15 protein-coding genes are annotated in these 17,682 nt (G+C 71.9%); 9 read left to right on the plus strand and 6 right to left on the minus strand.

Annotated features, from left to right (window positions below; translation table 11 throughout):
• Window positions 1-89 precede the first annotated feature (89 nt).
• The 3 genes from ABZ272_RS14720 to ABZ272_RS14730 are packed head-to-tail and all read left to right on the plus strand — an operon-like array spanning window position 90 to window position 2,648.
• A complete protein-coding gene (locus ABZ272_RS14720; protein ID WP_355050455.1) occupies window positions 90-1,433 on the plus strand; it encodes a hypothetical protein in 1,344 nt (447 codons plus the stop codon).
• Window positions 1,430-2,038 (plus strand): hypothetical protein, encoded by a 609-nt coding sequence (locus ABZ272_RS14725; protein WP_355050456.1) that lies wholly within the window; start codon window positions 1,430-1,432, stop codon window positions 2,036-2,038. Before ABZ272_RS14720 ends, ABZ272_RS14725 begins: the two co-directional genes overlap by 4 nt.
• A gap of 4 nt (window positions 2,039-2,042) precedes the next feature.
• Window positions 2,043-2,648 (plus strand): hypothetical protein, encoded by a 606-nt coding sequence (locus ABZ272_RS14730; protein WP_355050457.1) that lies wholly within the window; start codon window positions 2,043-2,045, stop codon window positions 2,646-2,648.
• 46 nt (window positions 2,649-2,694) lie between these two features.
• Here ABZ272_RS14730 and ABZ272_RS14735 read toward each other — a convergent pair whose 3' ends face one another.
• Complete coding sequence (locus ABZ272_RS14735; protein WP_355050458.1) at window positions 2,695-5,283, minus strand: LuxR C-terminal-related transcriptional regulator; 2,589 nt, start codon at window positions 5,281-5,283, stop codon at window positions 2,695-2,697.
• Between the two features lie 253 nt (window positions 5,284-5,536).
• Between ABZ272_RS14735 and ABZ272_RS14740 the strand changes: the two genes are divergently transcribed.
• Window positions 5,537-6,724, plus strand: a complete 1,188-nt coding sequence (locus tag ABZ272_RS14740) for an RNA ligase RtcB family protein (protein ID WP_355050459.1) — start codon at window positions 5,537-5,539, stop codon at window positions 6,722-6,724.
• The gene (gene prfH / locus ABZ272_RS14745) at window positions 6,721-7,383 is read left to right on the plus strand and encodes a peptide chain release factor H (protein ID WP_355050460.1); all 663 of its coding nucleotides are present in this window, start codon (window positions 6,721-6,723) and stop codon (window positions 7,381-7,383) included. Before ABZ272_RS14740 ends, prfH begins: the two co-directional genes overlap by 4 nt.
• Before the next feature lie 13 nt (window positions 7,384-7,396).
• Here the strand turns inward: prfH and ABZ272_RS14750 are convergent, their stop codons facing one another.
• Window positions 7,397-8,290, minus strand: a complete 894-nt coding sequence (locus ABZ272_RS14750) for an alpha/beta hydrolase (protein ID WP_355050461.1) — start codon at window positions 8,288-8,290, stop codon at window positions 7,397-7,399.
• A 182-nt stretch (window positions 8,291-8,472) separates the two neighbouring features.
• Between ABZ272_RS14750 and ABZ272_RS14755 the strand changes: the two genes are divergently transcribed.
• A complete protein-coding gene (locus tag ABZ272_RS14755; protein ID WP_355050462.1) occupies window positions 8,473-9,300 on the plus strand; it encodes a PIG-L family deacetylase in 828 nt (275 codons plus the stop codon).
• Window positions 9,301-9,397: 97 nt separating this feature from the next.
• Here the strand turns inward: ABZ272_RS14755 and map are convergent, their stop codons facing one another.
• A complete protein-coding gene (gene map, locus ABZ272_RS14760) occupies window positions 9,398-10,216 on the minus strand; it encodes a type I methionyl aminopeptidase (protein WP_355050463.1) in 819 nt (272 codons plus the stop codon).
• A gap of 101 nt (window positions 10,217-10,317) precedes the next feature.
• On the opposite strand from map, the gene ABZ272_RS14765 reads away from it, so the two are divergent.
• Together ABZ272_RS14765 and ABZ272_RS14770 are read left to right on the plus strand one after the other, a co-directional pair.
• A complete protein-coding gene (locus tag ABZ272_RS14765) occupies window positions 10,318-10,584 on the plus strand; it encodes a helix-turn-helix transcriptional regulator (RefSeq protein ID WP_355050464.1) in 267 nt (88 codons plus the stop codon).
• Between the two features lie 648 nt (window positions 10,585-11,232).
• A complete protein-coding gene (locus ABZ272_RS14770; RefSeq protein WP_355050465.1) occupies window positions 11,233-12,726 on the plus strand; it encodes an arabinofuranosidase catalytic domain-containing protein in 1,494 nt (497 codons plus the stop codon).
• Between the two features lie 97 nt (window positions 12,727-12,823).
• Here the strand turns inward: ABZ272_RS14770 and ABZ272_RS14775 are convergent, their stop codons facing one another.
• Window positions 12,824-14,173, minus strand: a complete 1,350-nt coding sequence (locus tag ABZ272_RS14775; RefSeq protein WP_355050466.1) for a PHB depolymerase family esterase — start codon at window positions 14,171-14,173, stop codon at window positions 12,824-12,826.
• 345 nt (window positions 14,174-14,518) lie between these two features.
• On the opposite strand from ABZ272_RS14775, the gene ABZ272_RS14780 reads away from it, so the two are divergent.
• The gene (locus ABZ272_RS14780) at window positions 14,519-15,088 is read left to right on the plus strand and encodes a hypothetical protein (RefSeq protein WP_355050467.1); all 570 of its coding nucleotides are present in this window, start codon (window positions 14,519-14,521) and stop codon (window positions 15,086-15,088) included.
• On the opposite strand, the gene ABZ272_RS14785 is transcribed toward ABZ272_RS14780, so the two are convergent.
• Together ABZ272_RS14785 and ABZ272_RS14790 are read right to left on the minus strand one after the other, a co-directional pair.
• Window positions 15,054-15,842 (minus strand): phosphatase PAP2 family protein, encoded by a 789-nt coding sequence (locus ABZ272_RS14785; protein WP_355050468.1) that lies wholly within the window; start codon window positions 15,840-15,842, stop codon window positions 15,054-15,056. The two genes, ABZ272_RS14780 and ABZ272_RS14785, sit on opposite strands and share 35 nt — an antisense overlap.
• An 84-nt stretch (window positions 15,843-15,926) precedes the next feature.
• A complete protein-coding gene (locus ABZ272_RS14790; RefSeq protein ID WP_355050469.1) occupies window positions 15,927-17,567 on the minus strand; it encodes an MDR family MFS transporter in 1,641 nt (546 codons plus the stop codon).
• Window positions 17,568-17,682: the final 115 nt, after the last annotated feature.

A 17,682-nucleotide genomic window follows, 5' to 3' on the forward strand; every position in this document is an offset into this window, starting at 1 on the left:
ACGCCGGCCGGCGACTACGTAGTCGGGTGGGCCAATCTACGTAGCGGCTGCGGACGCCCGACCACCCGGCTCGCGGCTGCAATGGACACATGACCAGCAACGAGGCCGCGAAGGCCAGCAACCCGGACAGCGCCGAGGCGATCGCCCGGCCCACCACCGCACCGACCACACCGCCGCAACGGACCACCCCGGACGAGGCTCCGGCCCGGGCGGACGTCGCCCCACCGGCGCCGCCGCCGGTCCGGGCACCCGCGCCGGCCCGCGAGGCCGAGCAGGCGCAGCGCGCCGACGGATCGCCCGCCACGGCGACACCGCCGGCCAAGGGTGACGCCCCGGCGGCACCGGCCACGCCGACGGCGACACCGCCGACGACCATCACCGCCGACACCGTCGCCGCCCGGGCCGTCGTGCTCGACGGCGCCGACAACGCTCTCGTACTCACCAACTTCACGACCCGCGCGTACACGATCGGGATGAACGGCGGCACCAGCACCATCAGCCTGGCGAACGACAAGCGCGCCTACACGACCGTTCTGGACGGGCAGAACGGCAACCTGTGGGCCGCCAACAACGTCAACAGCCGGAGCTTCAACGCCAACCAGGTCGACCTGGACGGGCCGGGCAACCACATCAAGTTCTGCCACAGCAAGACCCGCACGTACACCATCGGCATCGACGGCGAGCACAGCTCGATGTCCTTCGCCCACCCCGACACCCGGCAGTACCGGCTGCTGCTCAACGGCACGACGGGCGACGTGTGGGCCGCCAACAACGTCAACAGCCCCAGTGTCACGGCGACCAACGTGTCCGCGACCAACGCGGTCAGCTCCAAGGTCGTCGCGGCGAACGAGGTCGACCTCGACGGCGCCAACAACCACATCAAGTTCTGCCACAGCAAGACGCGCACCTACACGGTCGCGATCAGTGGTGACCAGAGTTCGATGTCCTTCGCCAACCCGGACACCCGGGCGTACACCGTGGTCATCGACGGCGTGCACGGCGACATCTCGCTCAGCAACGCCGACCTGGCCGAGGAGTTCGACGTCGCGGCCGGTCACCTGCCGTCGGCGATCCCGGGCGCGGTGCTCGTGATCGGCGAGACCGGCGCGTTGGAGCTGGCCGACAAGCCGTACGACACGGCGGTGGCCGGCGTGGTCTCCGGCGCCGGCAGCTTCGCGCCGGCGATGGTGCTGGACCGGCGACCGGACAGCGAGCAGCGTCGTCCGCTGGCCCTGGCCGGCAAGGTCTACTGCCTGGTCGACGCGGCGCACGGCGCGGTGCGCCCCGGCGACCTGCTGACCACCTCCCCCACCCGGGGACACGCCATGCGGGTGGCCGACCCGCTCAAGGCGGTCGGGGCGATCCTGGGCAAGGCGCTCGGGCCGCTGCAGACCGGACGGGCACTGGTGCCGATCATGGTGACCACGTCGTGAACAGCCTGCGTCAGAAGGCCGGAAAGTACCTCCGGTTCGAGGCGCCCCTGACGGTGCGGGAGGTCGGCACGGAGCTCGGCCACCCCACCGGGTCCACCCGTCGGCTGCTCGTACAGCTCGAACAGACGTCGAGCGAGTGGTTCTCCGGGAGCCTGCTGCCCTCCAGCGTCAAGGGTTCGGCGTGGCTGCGGCTGTTCAGCGACGGCGGCTACATGTTCGACGGGCACGTGCACGAGAACGGCGCCGTCACGCATAACTGGTCGCTGGTCGCCACGCCGGGCTTCGTGGACGATGACGGCAACGCCTTCGTCTTCTCCGCGAGCGGCAAGGTGTCGGACAACCACAGCAGCGACGACTTCGCCGAGCACGGGCAGGACCCGCGGATCGCGCAGTACTGGGATCAGCTCAGCACGGCCAGCGTGAACTTCCGGCTGAGCGTGTCGATGAACGTGGCAGAGCTGATCGGCAACATCCTGAAGTGGATTCCGGTGGTGATCTTCGGCGCGGTGGTCGCCGGGTGGGTCGCGTTCTTCGGCCAGCCGGGCAAGGTCCACGCGTACAAGGACGAGAACGGGACCACCCACTTCTGGAAGTCGAGGGAGTGAGGTCATGACCAGCGTCCGTACCGCCGCCGGCCGGTACCTCGACATCCGTGCGCCGCTGACGCTGCGTCAGGTGGGCGCGCAGGTCGGGCATCCGGCCGGGTCGACGAGGGTGGCGATGGACCGGCTGGAACAGGAGTGGACCGAGACGTTCTCCGGCAGCCTGCTGCCGTCGAGCGTGAAGGGCACGGCCTGGCTGCGGATGGCCAGCGACGGCCACTACTGGTTCCAGGGGCACGTACACGAGAACGGCTTCCTCAGCCACAGCTGGAGTTTCGCCGCCGGCCCGAACGTCGTGGACCAGCACAAGCAGGTGTTCGTGGCCGTCGCCACCGGCCGGGTGACCGACGACCACAGCAGCGACGACTTCAGCATCACCGGCCAGGATCCGCGCATCGCCGAGTTGTGGGAGCAGATCCGGTACGCGCCGGTCAGCTTCCGGCTCGACGTCACGGCCAACTTCGCCGAGGTCGCCAAGAAGGTGGGCATCGGTATCCTGACCGGATTGGGCTTCACGTTCCTGGTCGGCAGCATCAACGTCCTCGGCGCCAAGGGCGCGGACTGCCGTGAGGACTCCAACGGCCGGGTCACCTGCTACACGAAGAACTCCTAGCGTGGTGGCTGGGGCGCGCGTCGCGCCTCGGCCACCGCCGGTGGCCTCAGCCAGCCGGCCGCAACGCGTCCGACAGGTCCCGCCGGGAGGTCACCGCCAGCTTGCGGTAGGCCCGTCCCAGATGCGTCTGCACGGTACGCACCGACAGCACCAACGCCTCGGCGATCTCCCGATCGGACAGGCCCCGGGCGGCGAGCCCGGCGATCTGCCGCTCCCGCGCGGTCAGCCCCGCCACCCTCGCGGGGTCGTCCCGCACCGCCGATCGCAGCCGGGCACGCAGGTCGACGGCGAGCCGGACGGTGTCGCTGACCCCGGCCCGCCGGCCGACCTCGCCGGCCACCTTCAGCGCCTCGCCGGTCATGTTCATGTCCACCAGGCGGTGCGCGTGCTCCAGGATCACGGTGGGATCACGTTGGGCCAGCGCGATCACCGCCCGGCCGGCGGCCACGAGCCGCTTGGCGTCCACGTGGACGAGAGCCTCGGCGATGCGGTCCGCGTAGCGGGCCGGACCGGCGACCGGGTCCAGGTGCGCGGCGTAGATGAGATAGCCCAGTTCCACCAGCCAACTGCCGGAGGCGTGCGCGACGACGATCGCCTCGTCCATCAGCTCGCCCGCCTGGACGCGCCGACCGGTCGCCGCGGCGACCGCCGCCAACGCCCACGGGCGCAGCCCCGGTATCAGCGCGACCGCGTCGACGGGGTGCTCCCGCAGCACCGCCTCCGCCTCGTCCGGGCGGCCATCCTCGGCCAGGGTGACGGCCAGCCAGCCGGTCGCCTCGGCGCGGAACATGCCGTTGCCACCGGCCTGTTGCGCGACGGCGTCCCGGAGCCGGCTGATGGCGCCCGCCCGATCCCCGCTGACTCGCTGGGCGTACCCGTCGAAGAGGGGCCAGGCGGTGGGGGACAGACCGGAGACGAGCGGGTCCGGGGGCAGCGGCCACCGACCGGCGGCCGGGTCGGTGACCGGACCGGTCGGGGTGGGCTGACGCCACAGCTCGGCCAGTGCCAGCGCGGCCCCGGCCATGCCACGGATCTGCGGCATGGCCGACGAGCCGGACCGCTCGACCGCCTCGACCACCGTGCGGCCCACCCGTACCGCCTCCTCGGTGCGGCCGGTCAGCACCAGCGCCGCGACCGACGCCAGCGTGACCCGTAGCCGCGCGCCGCGCGGGAGCGACTCACCCAGGAGCTGACGAGCGCTCGCCAGCGCCCGCGCCGACCCGCCGCTGAACAACTGGACCAGCACGCCGTGCGCGGCCAACTCCGCCCGACCGGCCGCATCGGCGTCCGCGCGCAGTCGCCGCAGGTCGTCGTACGCCTGTCGGGGCTCCCGCCCGACCCAGAGGCGGTGCGCGGCCAGGGCCACGCCCGCCGTCACCCGGGCGGTCGGGTCACCGGCCACGTCGGCGTCCCGGGCGGCGGTACGCAGCGTCTCGTACGCCTCGACGGCGCGGCCCTGCTCGGCGAGGGCGGCGCTGAGCGCGACCGCCGCCGACGCCCCACCACCCTCCTGCCAGGCTCGCCGGGCCAACTGTTCCGAGGCCGCCGGGTCGGCGTACAGGCACAGGCCGGCCGACCGCACCAGCTCCGGCGGGTCGACCGGTTGCCCGGCGTGCACCGCCCAGAGCGCGCGGGCCACCGCGTGCGAGCCGTGCGGCGTGGCCCGCCGTGCGCCGGTCAGCAGCGTGGCGGCGATGCGGCGACGCCGGGCGGGCGACATGCGTCGGCGTACCGCCGCGCCGAGCATCGGGTCGCGCAACCGCACCAGGACCTCGTCGCCGCGCTCCTCGCTGCGGACCAAACCGAGCTGTTCGAGGTCGGCGAGCAGCTCCGGCGACGCGGCGGCCTCCGCGACCGGCAGCGGCAGCGGCCCGCCGAGTGCCATCGCGGCCAGCGCCTCCTCACCGGTGCGGCCGACACGGTCCAGCTCCCGGTCGAGCAGGTCCGCCACCTGTGCGGGCACCGCCAGGCCGGCTCGCCAGCGCCACTGGTCGCTGTCGCGGGCCAGCGAACCGACCTCCTGCCCGTGGTCGAGCAACGCCACCGCCAGGTGGGGCAGTCCGCCGGTCCACTGCCACAACAGGTGGGTGGTGGAGCGGCTGACCGGACCCGCCAACCGCTCCGCCGCCAGCGCGCCGACCTCGGCCTCGGTCAGGGCGGGCACCACCAGTCGGGACAGTCCGACGTCCTTCCACAGCGCGACGACGGCGTCGGGCACCGGGACCCCCGACCGGACGGTGAGCAGGGCCCGGGCCGCTCGGGCCTGCACGAGGCCGAGCAGGACACCGGCGGACGGACCGTCGAGCAGGTGGGCGTCGTCGACGACCAGGACGGGCGTGCGGGCCGGACCGCACCGCTCGACCAGGCTGGTCAGGACGGTGCTGTGCACCAGGGCCGGGTGCAGGGCGGGGTGACCGCCCGTGAGGAGTCGACCGAGCGCGCCGAAGGGCACCTCCTTGCTCGCCTCGGTGGCGGTGATCCACACCGCGGCGAACAGCCGCGGCGGCAGGTCGGCGACCACCGCGCGAGCGAGGGCCGTGCGACCCACCCCCGCCGGACCGATCAGGACGGCGCCGTCGGCCCGCACCAGCGCGGCGCGGGCCTCGGCGAGCGTGCCGTCACGCCCCGTCAGCATTCCCGGATGATGACGGGTGAGCCGCGTCCCGGGCCATCACCCATCCGACAGATGGCGAGCGGCGTCAATCGTGCCGGGTCGGCAGGTGCCCACGCCCCACCGATAACCAGTTGCCGTTCGCAGCGGACATCGCCACAGTGGTGCCCATGACGTACTGACGGACACCACCTGAGCACCGCGCCGAGGCCATTTCACGCCGCCCGGTGCCGTACCGCCGTCCGTCCACTTACGACTCGTCGAGAAGTGAGCGTCGTTGTCCGAGCACCACTCCCCCGGGGAGTCCCTGTCCCTGTCCACTCCCGCCACCGTCACCGTGTTCGCGTCCGCCTCGAGTTGGATCGAGTCCGCGGCGCTCGACCAGTGCCGGCAGGTGGCCGCCCTCGACGGCATGGTCCACGTCGCCGGCATGCCGGACCTGCACCCGGGCAAGGGCGCCCCGATCGGCGCGGCCATGGCGTCGACAGTCCTGTACCCGTTCCTGGTCGGCTCCGACATCGGCTGCGGTATCGCCGTCTTCCCGATTCGACTCCGGCGCGTCGTACCCGAGCGGCTGGCCGCCCGGTTCCCCGACCTCGACCGCGCGCTGGACCCGGAGCGGGACGCCGACGACCCCGCCTGGTCCGTCCTCTCCGGCGATGTTCCCGCCGGCCACCTGGACGGGCTCGGTACGGTCGGCCGCGGCAACCACTTCGTCGAGCTGGCCCGCGTCGACACCGTCTTCGCGCCGGAGCACGCCGACCGTCTCGGGCTGGCAACCGGTGACCTCGTCCTGGTCGTGCACAGCGGTTCGCGAGGCCTGGGTGAGCGGATCCTGCGGACGCACACCGAGACGCACGGGGCGGGCCCCGCCCCCGACCCGGCCGCCTACCTGGCCCGACACGACGATGCGGTGCGCTGGGGCTCGCTCAATCGGCGGCTGCTGGCCGCCCGGGTCGCGTACGCCCTGGGGGCCGAACCGACCGAGCCGGTCGTCGACCAGTGCCACAACCTGGTCGAGGTGCGCGACGGCGTCTACCTGCACCGCAAGGGAGCGGCGCCGGGTGACGCTCGCGATGTGCTCGTCGCCGGTACGCGGGGCACCGCGTCGTACCTGGTGGCCGCCCACGCCGGGGCGGACGCCAACCACTCGGTGGCGCACGGCGCGGGTCGCAAGATGTCCCGCGCCGACGCGCTCCGCCGGGGCCGGGCCAAACACACGATCGAGGAGCTACGTCGTACCCCGGTGGGTTCGCTGGTGGTGTGCGGCGACCGGCAGTTGCTCTTCGAGGAGGCGCCCACCGCGTACAAGCGGATCGAGCAGGTGATCGGCGATCTCGTCGCGCACCAGCTCGCCACGCCGGTGGCCACCACGATCCCGCTGGTCACCTACAAGACGCCGGACGTCGGGGCCGCGCCTCGCTCGGACCGGCGGGAACAGCGTCGCGGGCGGGGTCGGTCGTGAGCCCGGCTCTGTTGCTGTCCGCCGGCCGTGGGCCGCGGGAGTGCGCGTGGGCGCTGGCCCACCTGCTGCGCCGTCTGGAAGAGGACGCCATCCGGCAGGGCGTGGCGGTCCAGCGGGTCCACGTGGTGCCCGGCGACCGGCCGGGCACCTACCGGTCGGTGCTGATCCGGCTGTCCGGCGTCGACGTCGAGGCGTTCGCCGCCTCCTGGACGGGGACGTTGTGCTGGCAGGCGCCCAGCCCCTACCGGACGAGCGCGGGTCGAAAGAACTGGTACGTGACGGCGCAACCGCCGCCGAGCGACGCTGCGCCGACGACGTTCGCCGAGGCCGACGTCGACATCGTCGGCTGCCGCACCGGCGGTCCCGGCGGCCAGCACCGGAACAAGGCCAGCACGGCGGTACGCGCCACCCACCGCCCGTCGGGCATCGTCGTGGTGGTGGACGACGAACGGCAGTTCAGTCAGAACCGCCGCATCGCTCTGGACCTGCTGCGCCAACGTGTCGAGCGCGGCGACGAGGCGGCCCGCCGCGCGGTCACCACAGCCAGGTGGCGCATCCACGACGACCTCGTGCGGGGCGACCCGACCCGCGTCGAACGCCCGGAGCCGACCTCGACGCCGGGTCGACGGCGGCGCGGACGGACGGCCTCCGCGCACTGACAGCGGCCCGGCCTCACACCTCGAGGACCGCGTCGGCGAACGCCCGCGGCGCCTCCTGGGGCAGGTTGTGCCCGACGCCACCACCGACGGTCCGGTGCTCGTACCGGCCGGAGAACTGCTTGCCGTAGACGCCCGGGTCCAGGTGGGGCGCGCCGTTGGCGTCACCCTCCAGGGTGATGCTGGGCACCGTGATCTTCGGCTTGCCGGCGAGGCGCTTCTCCACCTCGGCGTACTGCGGTTCGCCCTCGGCCAGGGCCAGCCGCCACCGATAGTTGTGGATCACGATGTCGACGTGGTCGGGATTGTCGAACGCGGCCGCGCTGCGGTCGAACGTCGCGTCGTCGAACGTCCATTTCGGCGATGCCGTCTGCCAGATGAGCCGGGCGAAGTCGCGGCGGTTGCGGTCGTACCCCTGCCGGCCGCGCTCGGTGGCGAAGTAGTACTGGTACCACCAGGAGAACTCGGCCTTCGGCGGCAGCGGCACCCGACCCGACTCCTGACCGTCGATCAGGTAACCGCTCACCGATACCAGGCCCGCACAGCGCTCGGGCCACAACGCGGCCACGACGTCGGCCGTACGCGCTCCCCAGTCGAACCCGGCCAGCTTCGCGCTGTCGATGCCCAGGGCGTCCATGAGGGCGACGAGGTCGAGCCCCATGGCGGCCGGCTCACCGTTGCGGACGGCGTCGTCGGCGAGGAAGCGCGTCGTGCCGTACCCCCGCAGGTACGGCACGACGACCCGGTGACCGGCGTCGGTGAGCAGCGGCACCACCTCGGCGAAGCTGTGGATGTCGTACGGCCAGCCGTGCAACAGGATCACGGGCGGCCCATCCGGCGGGCCGGCGTCGACGTACCCGACGTTCAGGACCCCGGCGTCGATCTGTCGCACGTCCTCGAAGACCGCCATGGAACCGGTACCTTTCGTTCAGGCTGTTGGCGCGTGGCATCGGCGCGCCGGCCGCTCCGACAGCGTAGGAAGCTCCGAGCGCCCCGACGGCGCGTTGGGCGAAGAGGCCAGGACCGGCCGGCGGATGGCTAGGATGCGTCGCCTGCCCCGTCGGGGCGTGCCGCTGGTCGTAGGGTGATGACATGGCTGAGCGATCCCTGACCCTGATGGCGGTGCACGCGCACCCCGACGACGAGGCGACGAGCACCGGTGGCGTCCTCGCCCGGTACGCCGCCGAGGGTGTCACCACGGTCCTCGTGACCTGTACCGACGGGCGGTGCGGCGACGGGCCGGGCGGGGTCAAGCCCGGCGAGCCCGGTCACGACCCCGCCGCCGTCGTGGCGATGCGTCAGGCCGAGCTGGAAGTCAGCGCGGCCACCCTGGGAATCACCCATCTGGAGACGCTCGGCTACGCCGACTCCGGGATGATGGGTTGGTCGACGAACGACCAGCCCGGTTCCTTCTGGACGACGCCGGTGGCGCAGGCCGCGGACCGGCTCGCGGAGCTGATCCGCCGGTACCGGCCGGACGTCGTCGTCACCTACGACGAGAACGGCTTCTACGGTCACCCCGACCACATCCAGGCGCACCGCATCACCATGGCCGCCGTGGCGCAGACCGACGTCCCCGCGAAGGTCTACTGGACCACCGTGCCCCGCACGGCGTTCGAGGAGTTCGGCCGGATCATGAAGGAGCTCGGCGTCGAGTGGGCCGACCCGGACGAGTCGTCGGACATGCCGGAGCTGGGTCTCCCCGATGACGAGATCACCACCTGGGTCGACACCCGCGCCCACGGTGCGCAGAAGTTCGAGGCCCTGGCCGCGCACGCCAGCCAGACCGAGAACATCTTCTTCCTCCAGCTCGGCCAGGAGCGGTTCACCGAGTTGATGGGCGTGGAGACCTTCGTCCGGGTGCGGGACACCACCGACGCGCCCGTTCCCGAGGACGACCTCTTCGCGGGCCTGCGCTGACGCGGCCCCGCCTGCGGCCGCTGGGCCCCGCCACGGCGCGTGAAAGGAAGGGCCCCTGTTAGCCGGGGCTAATAGGGGCCCTTCCTTTCACCAACGGTCAGGACGCCGTGGCCGACTGTCCGCTGCGACGGCCCCGTTCCGAGTCCTCCCCGGGGCGGGACGTCAGCACCCGGGGACCGGACTCGGTGACCGCGATGGTGTGCTCGGAGTGGGCCGAGCGCGAACCGTCCGAGGATCGAATCGTCCAACCGTCCTGGTCGAATTTGATCTTGTCGGTGGTCCGGCACAACCACGGCTCGATCGCGAGTGTCAGGCCGGGCTTGAGTATCATGCCCCGGCCGGGACGGCCGTTGTTGGGCACGTGCGGGGCCTCGTGCATGGTGCGACCGATGCCGTGCCCACCGAACTCGTTGTTGACCCGGTAGCCGTAGCGGTGGGCGACCTCGCCGATGGCGGCGGAGATGTCGCCGAGCTGGTTGCCCGGTCGGGCGGCGTCGACGCCGGCCTTCAGCGCGACCTCGGTGGCCTCGATCAGCTTCAGGTCGGCCGGGGCGGGAGCGCCGACGACGAACGACAGCGCCGAGTCGGCGGCCCAGCCGTCGATCTCGACCGCCATGTCGATGCTCAGCAGGTCACCGTCGCGCAGGAGGTAGTCGTGCGGCAGGCCGTGCAGCACAGCGTCGTTGACCGAGAGGCACAGGACGTTACGGAAGGGCCCACGACCGAACGACGGCGTGTAGTCCCAGTAGCACGATTCGGCGCCCCGCTCGGCGATGCGGCGGCGGGCGTGGTGCTCGATCTCCATCAGGTTGACGCCGACAGCGGCCACCGCCCGCAGCTCGGCCAGCAGCTCGCCGACGAACTGGCCGGTCACGGCCATCCGGTCGATCTCCGCGGCAGACTTCAGCTCGATCACGACAAACCCTCCCCATCCGGTGCGGTATATTTATACCACGCCGTGGGGGAGTCCGGCGGGTCGACATTGCCGGCCCTCAGGGGCGGAACTATCCTGCTCACATGGTTCGGCCACCGCTCACACCAGAGCAGATCGCCGCGGGGCAACGCCTTGGCGCGGCGCTGCGGGTCGCGCGGGGCGGCCGCAGTCTCGTCGAGGTCGCCCTTGCCGCCGGCATGTCACCGGAGACCCTGCGCAAGATCGAGGTGGGTCGGCTCCCGGCGCCCGCCTTCGGCACCGTGGTCTGCCTCAGCGAGGTCCTCGGCGTCCCGCTCAGCGACCTCGCCGACGTGTGGCTCGCGGACCCGCGGGTCCGCGAGGCGTCCTGAGCGCTCGGCCAGGGCACGCTCGCGGCCATCCGCCGCACGGAACATCCGGACCGGCACCTCGCTCGCTCCGCGCACAGAGGCGGGAGTGCCCGGAACCGACCGGCAGCTACCGACAATCGTCTATGGACAGGGCCGCCTGTTAACGCTAACGTAACGACGGCCGTCGATAACTGACCGTCACCGGTGCCGTCCAGCTGCTGGCCCCGGCCGCGGTCTACGTCGTTCGCGGCGCGGGCGGGTGGAGCGTGGCCGACACGGGCGGCCCGAGCTCACCACCGGGCGACCCGTGCCGAGGGCCGGACGACGGATGCCTGACCAGCGACGCCCGCAGGTCGACATCACCTCGATCGGCCGGAGCCGTGCCGTCGATCGGCCTACCCACAACCGCTCCAGGCCACAGCCACAGCCACCGCCGTCACCGCGACCCCGGGTCGCGGGCGGCGACCGCACCACCCGCGTACCCGTCGCGCCAGGTCCGCCGACCAACCCCGTCCGCACGGTCGATCCCGCGCCGGACGGTTCCGGCGACGTCGTACGCGCCCGCGGACCGGGCCCCGTCCCGTCGTCCCCCTGCTCAGAGTCCGGGCCCGAGCAGGGTGAACGGGGCGGGGCCCGCACACCGCCCACTCCCACCCTTGAGGAGAAAACGTGCGACCCCAAGACATCCGCCATCGGCGGCCGGCGCTCGTCGCCGCGGCCGTCACCCTCGTGCTCGTCGGCGCGGCCGCCGCCCAGACGGGCGCCTCGGCGGCCGCCGCCGGCTGCCAGGTCACCTATGCGGTCAACTCCCAGTGGCAGGACGGCTTCGGCGCCAACGTCACCATCACCAACGTGGGCGACGCCATCAACGGGTGGCGGCTGACCTGGAACTTCGCCGCCGGCCAGACCGTCACCCAGCTCTGGAACGGCAGCTTCACCCAGGCCGGCGCCCAGGTGAGCGTCACCAACGCCGCCTACAACGGCAGCATCCCCACCAACGGCAGCACCAGCTTCGGCTTCAACGGCAGTTGGACCGGCAGCAACCCGACGCCGACCTCCTTCGCCCTCAACGGCGTCACCTGCAACGGCGTGGTGGACCCGACGACGCCGCCACCCACCACACCACCGCCCACCACGCCGCCTCCCACGACCCCGCCACCGACGACGCCGCCACCCACCACACCACCGCCCACCACTCCCCCACCGAGCACGACACTGCCCTGCGACATCTACGCGGCGGGCGGCACGCCCTGCGTCGCGGCGCACAGCACCACCCGCGCCCTGTACGCCTCCTACAACGGCTCGCTCTACCAGGTACGCCGATCCTCGGACAACACCACCCGTGCCATCGGCGTCCTCAGCGCGGGCGGACGCGCCAACTCCGCCACCCAGGACAGCTTCTGCGCGAACACCACGTGCGTCATCACGGTCATCTACGACCAGTCGGGGCGTGGCAACAACCTCGGCTACCAGGGGTCCGGCGGCATCGGCGGGGCCGTACAACCGGCGGTCGCGACCAGGGAGTCGTTGACGGTCGGCGGGAACAAGGTCTACTCGCTCTACATCAACGGCAACAGCAGCTACTGGCGGGACGGGCACCTGACCGGCATCCCGACCGGCGCCGCGCCCGAGGGCATGTACATGGTGACCAGCGGCACCCACGTCAACAGCGGCTGCTGCTTCGACTACGGCAACAGCGAGACCACCCGCCGCGCCGACGGCGCGGGCGCGATGGACGCGATCTACTTCGGCACCAGTTGCTGGTTCGGCGGCTGCTCCGGCTCCGGCCCCTGGGTGCAGGCCGACCTGGAGTACGGCCTCTACCCCGGCGGCAGCAGCTCCTGGAACAGCAACCAGCGGGCCTTCACCAGCAAGTTCGTCACCGCCACCCTGAAGAACAACGGCACCTCACGCTTCGCCATCAAGGGCAGCAACGCCCAGTCCGGCGGCCTCTACACCCTCTATGACGGGTCGCTGCCACGCGGGTACAGCCCGATGAGGAAGCAGGGCGCGATCATCCTCGGCAGCGGCGGGGACTGCTGCATCGACAACTCCAACCAGAGCGTCGGTACGTTCTACGAGGGCGCGATGGTGGCGGGCTACCCGTCCGACGCGGCCGAGAACGCGGTGCAGGCGAACATCGTCGCCGCCGGCTACCGCTGAGAGCGCGTGACCGCCGCGTGGCCCGACCCGGGATGTCCCGGGTCGGGCCACACCGGTGGTTCAGGCCGCGTTCCGGCTCACCACCATCGGGTACGCCTCAACCGCGCGTCCACTTCTGAGCGTTGCCGCCGTTGCAGGTCGCGAGCACCACCTGGGTGCTGTTGGCGGTTCCACCGGCGTTCGGCGCGAGGCACAGTCCGGACTGCACACCGGTGACGGAACCGTCGGTGTTGAGGTTCCACTGCTGGTTCGCGCCTCCGGTGCAGTCCCAGATGATCACCCGGGTGCCCGCCGTCGTCGCGGCGCCCTCAGCGTCCAGGCACTTCGTCCCGTACACCTGGAGTTGCCGGCCCGCCGTCGAGGCCCACTGCTGGTTCGCGCCGCCGTTGCAGTCCCACAACGCCACCTGGGTACCGTTCGTGCGCGACTGCGCCGGGACGTCCAGGCAGCGGCCGGCGGCGGAGTTGCGCAACGCCCCGGTCGTGCCGCCCGGGGGCGGCGTCGTCGGAGGCGGCGTCGTGCCGCTGGTGGTGTCGAAGCCGAGGAACCGGATGGCCTGCGCGGCGTCGAACGGGATGGAGTGGCCGTACCCCTGGAAGCTGATCGCCTCGACCGGCGCGGTGCCGCCGGTGCCGCCGTACCGCGTCCTGGTGGCGCTGGCCTGCGGATAGTCGGTGTAGCTGGGGGTCTGGGACACGCCCTGCACGTTGGTCCACTGCTTGATCTGCTCGCCGAAGTTGACGTAGCTCAACGTGGTGTCCGTGGTGCCGTGCCAGATCTGGAAACGGGGACGCTTGCCGGTGTAGCCGGGGTACGCGTTGCGCACCAGATCGCCCCACTGCTGCGCCGTCTTCACGATCCGCCCGCCGGAGCACTCGCTGTTCCACTCCGCGCCGTTGGTGGTCGCGAAGCATCCGAACGGGACGCCGGAGGAGCTGACGCCGGCATTGAACAGGTCGGGGTAGAGGCCGACCATCACGTTGGTCATCATGGCGCCCGAGGAGAAGCCGGCGACACCGATGCGGTCCGGGTCGACCGGGTAGCGACTCCGGACGTAGTCGACCATCGACTTGAGGCCGACCGGGTCGCTGCCGCCGTCGCGGCGCAGGGCCTGCGGGGAGGAGACGTCCCAGCACTTGCTGCTCCGGGTCACGGACGGGTAGATGACGATGTAGCCGTATCGGTCGGCCAGCGAGCTGAGCCCGAAGCCGGTGTGCACGGCCGGGCCACTGCCGGTGCAGTAGTGCAGGGCGAGCAGGAGAGCCGGACGCGCCGCGACCCGGTCCGGCACGTACAGGTGCATCTGCAGGTTCGTCGGGTTCGTGCCGAAGTTGGTCACCTGGGTGAGGGTCGCGGCCGACGCCGGGGTGGCGACCGTGACCACGGCCGTCATCGTCGCCAGAGCCGTCGCCAACGCGGCGGCCAGCAGTGCGAACCTTGTTCTCATGGGCGGATCCCTCTCGGTCGGTGGCAGCGGGGCGGCGCGCGGGAAGGACGTTCGGGACGACGCCCGCGCGGGCGCGCGACATCCGCCGCGCGTCGCCGGCGGCTGGGAACAGGTGCTGATCGCGACGTCCGCTTGCCCGGAGGGGACGTCTTTCGATGGTGCGGGCCCGAAGCGGACGGCTCGCCCGGTGAGCCGTGGGTACGGTCGCCTCGACATCGACTGTGAGCGATAACATGCCGTTCGTCAAGCTGTAACGAAAGGACGCCGACGACGCCTGCCCGGGAAGAACCGGACCGGGCCCGAGCCCGCGCGGCGACACCGATCGGCGGCAGGCATCATGTCGGCGTGAACTCAACCCTGGCCGCTCTGCTCGGCTCCGCGATCACCGCCTGCGCCTCACTTCTCGTCGTGTGGACGCACAGCCGGGTCAAGCGACGCCAACGCGAGCGGGCCGAGCTTCAGCGGGCGTACGTCCTGGTCCTGTCCGGCGCGCTCCGCCTCGCCCACAAGGTCGAGGCGTTGCGGCAAACCCGGTACTGGCGTTCGGGGCTGCCCGAGGCGGGCAACGACCTGCTGGGCGGGCACAAGCCGCTGGGGCCGATGGGGCTGCACGACTGGCTGGCCCGGGACATGGTCACCGTGGAGGCCGCGTGGTCGGAGATCTGGACGCGCGGGGACCAGGACGGCATCGCGCTCGCCAACGGGCTGATGACCGCGTACAACGCCGTGCTGGCCGCCGCGTTGCAGGCCAGCGGGAGGGAACCGTTCGAGGCGTCCGACGAGATGACGACCGCGAGCCGCCGCCTCGGCGAGGCACGTCGGCATCTCGCCCTGCACGCCCGCCGGATCGCCAAGCTGGGTCCGCGCGACGTCGACCTGTTCACCGAGCGGGAGTACGGCGTACCGGTGGGCTGATGTCGGGCTCGGCGTCGGCCGCGGGTGCCGACACCGGCAGCGCCAGGTGGACGACGCCGAGCATCGCCGCCGCCACCACAGCGTCGAGCCAGTAGTGGTTGCCGGTGGCCACGACGACGAGCATGGTGACGAGCGGATGGGTCAGCCACAGCCACCGTAGGCGTCCACGGGTCACCGCGACGAGCGCGACGGCGACGGCCAGCGCCCACCCGACGTGCAGGGATGGCATGGCCGCGTACTGGTTGCTGAGCGCGTCGGTGTCGGGCGGCCCGTAGACGGAGGGCCCGTACCGGCTGCCGGTGTCCACCATGGCCGTCAGCGCGGTCAGCCGGGGCGGCGCCAGCGGGACCACGACGTGCACTACCAGGGCCGCCGCGGTGAGCACGGCGAGCGTACGGCGGGTGCGCAGGTAGCGCGCCGGGTGCCGCAGGTAGAGCCAGACCAGGGTGAGGGTCGTTGCCGGGAAGTGCACGTACGCGTAGTAGCCGTTGGCCAGCTGCGCCAGCAGGGTGTGCGAGAGCACGGGGTGCTGGACGACGGCCTCGTCGGGCAGGCGCAGCAGCCGCTCCAGGCGCCAGACCGACTCGCCGTTGGCCAGCGCGGTGGACACCCGACCGGCCACCACCATCCGCGCGCCTTTGTAGAGGAGGAACAGCGTGGCGACCAGCAGCAGCTCCCGCGCGGCCCGGCGCGCCGGAGCGGCCCGCCGGCCGGGCGTGACTGGCCTCGACGCCGTCAGCTCGGCGATTCCCACAGGCGTCTCGATTCAATCTCTCTCAACCCACGGGCCGCCACCGTCCGTGACGGTGGCGGCCCGTGGGTTGGTGCTCTGGAGAGGTCAGCGCCGCTCGGGCGCCCCCTTCACCGTGGAATCGGCGGCGACCTGGTCGAACGCGGGCGCTCCGTCGACCGCGTCGGCGGCAACCGCCGTCGACGTGGCGGCGTCCGGCAGGTCGAGGCTGGTCCGCAGGGTGACCGGCCGGAGCAGGAGCGCGGCGATGATGCCGACCACCCCGATGGCCGCGGAGATGAGGAAGATGTGGCCGGTGGCGTCGCCGTACGCGGCCCGCACGATGTGCTGAACTCCCTCGGGCAGCGCGGTGATGTTGAGGTTGCTGTCGCCACCGCTGCCGGAGGTGGGGATCCCGGCGGCGGTCAGGTCGCGCGTGATCTGGTCGGTGACCCGGTGGGCCAGCACGGCGCCGAGCACCGAGACGCCGACGGCGCCGCCGAGCGACCGGAAGAACGCGACGCTGGAGCTGGCCGCTCCGATGTCCTTGAGGGCCACCGTGTTCTGGACGGCCAGGACGAGGTTCTGCATGGTCATGCCGACGCCGGTGCCGACGATGAACATGCCGACGCCGACGAGCACCAGGGACGTCTCGTGGTCGATGGTGCCGAGCAGGCCGAACCCGACGACCAGGGTGATCGAACCGGCGACGATGTACGGCTTGATCCGCCCGGTCCGGGTGATCAGCCGGCCGGCGACGATCGAGGAGCCGAGCACACCGGCCATCAACGGGATGGTGAGCAGGCCGGCCTCCGTCGGGCTGTAACCCCGGCCGATCTGGAAGTACTGGCCGAGGAAGACGGCCCCACCGAACATGGCCATGCCGACCGCGAGGCTGCCCAGGATGGCCAGGGCGGTGGTGCGCTCGCGCACGATGGCGAGCGGAACGACCGGCTCGGCCGCCCGCGACTCGACCCAGACCGCGAGGGCGAGCAGGAGGAGCGAGCCGGCCACCATGGCCGCGCTCTGCCACGAGACCCAGGCGAACGAGCTGTCGACGAAGGAGATCCAGATCAGCAGCACGCTCACGCCGGCGGCGATCAGGCTCGCGCCCAGGTAGTCGATCTTGACGTTGTCCCGCCGGAAGGTCGGCAGGTGCAGGGTCACCTGGAGCAGGATCAGCGCGACGACGGCGACCGGCACGCCCACGAAGAAGCACCAGCGCCAACCGAGCCAGGACGTGTCGACGATGAGGCCGCCGAGCAGTGGGCCACCGACGGTCGCCACCGCCATGACGCCGCCGAGGTAGCCGTTGTATCGGCCCCGCTCGCGGGGCGGGATCATGGCGGCGATCGCCACCTGGACGAGTGCCTGCAGGCCGCCGACGCCGATGCCCTGGAACGCGCGGGCCGCGATGAGCTGGCCGGCGCTCTGCGAGAAGCCGGCGATGACGGAGCCCAACAGGAACACCACGATGGCGACCTGGATGAGGAGCTTCTTGTTGAACAGGTCGGCGAGCTTCCCCCAGATCGGGGTGGTGGCCGTCGCGGTGAGCAGGGTCGCGGTGACCACCCAGGTGTACTGGGTCTGGGAGCCGTTCAGCGCGCCAATGATCTTGGGAAGCGCGGTCGAGACGACCGTGCTGCTCAACATCGCGACGAAGAGCACCAGCAGCAGGCCGCTGAGCGCCTCGAGGGTCTGCCGATGACTCATCGGCTCGGCGCCGGCCGTGGTGGTGGGTGCGCTCATCGCGCGGCCTCCCGCTTGTCGTGGGTTCCGGAACGACAACCAGGCGTACGGCATCCGCACACCCGAGTTGGTTGCCTCACGCAAGCATCTACCGATCTTGCCCAGTCGGCAAGTT

The organism is Micromonospora sp. NPDC005979 (genome assembly GCF_040614415.1).
Taxonomy (GTDB): Bacteria; Actinomycetota; Actinomycetes; order Mycobacteriales; family Micromonosporaceae; genus Micromonospora.

Excerpts from the sequence above, each read along its gene's own strand:
- ABZ272_RS14730 (WP_355050457.1), top strand. The coding sequence starts at position 2,043 with ATGACCAGCGTCCGTACCGCCGCCGGCCGGTACCTCGACATCCGTGCG.
- ABZ272_RS14755 (WP_355050462.1), top strand. The coding sequence starts at position 8,473 with ATGGCTGAGCGATCCCTGACCCTGATGGCGGTGCACGCGCACCCCGAC.
- ABZ272_RS14750 (WP_355050461.1), bottom strand. The coding sequence starts at position 8,290 with ATGGCGGTCTTCGAGGACGTGCGACAGATCGACGCCGGGGTCCTGAAC.
- ABZ272_RS14735 (WP_355050458.1), bottom strand. The coding sequence starts at position 5,283 with ATGCTGACGGGGCGTGACGGCACGCTCGCCGAGGCCCGCGCCGCGCTG.
- ABZ272_RS14720 (WP_355050455.1), top strand. The coding sequence starts at position 90 with ATGACCAGCAACGAGGCCGCGAAGGCCAGCAACCCGGACAGCGCCGAG.
- ABZ272_RS14790 (WP_355050469.1), bottom strand. The coding sequence starts at position 17,567 with ATGAGCGCACCCACCACCACGGCCGGCGCCGAGCCGATGAGTCATCGG.
- ABZ272_RS14775 (WP_355050466.1), bottom strand. The coding sequence starts at position 14,173 with ATGAGAACAAGGTTCGCACTGCTGGCCGCCGCGTTGGCGACGGCTCTG.
- ABZ272_RS14765 (WP_355050464.1), top strand. The coding sequence starts at position 10,318 with ATGGTTCGGCCACCGCTCACACCAGAGCAGATCGCCGCGGGGCAACGC.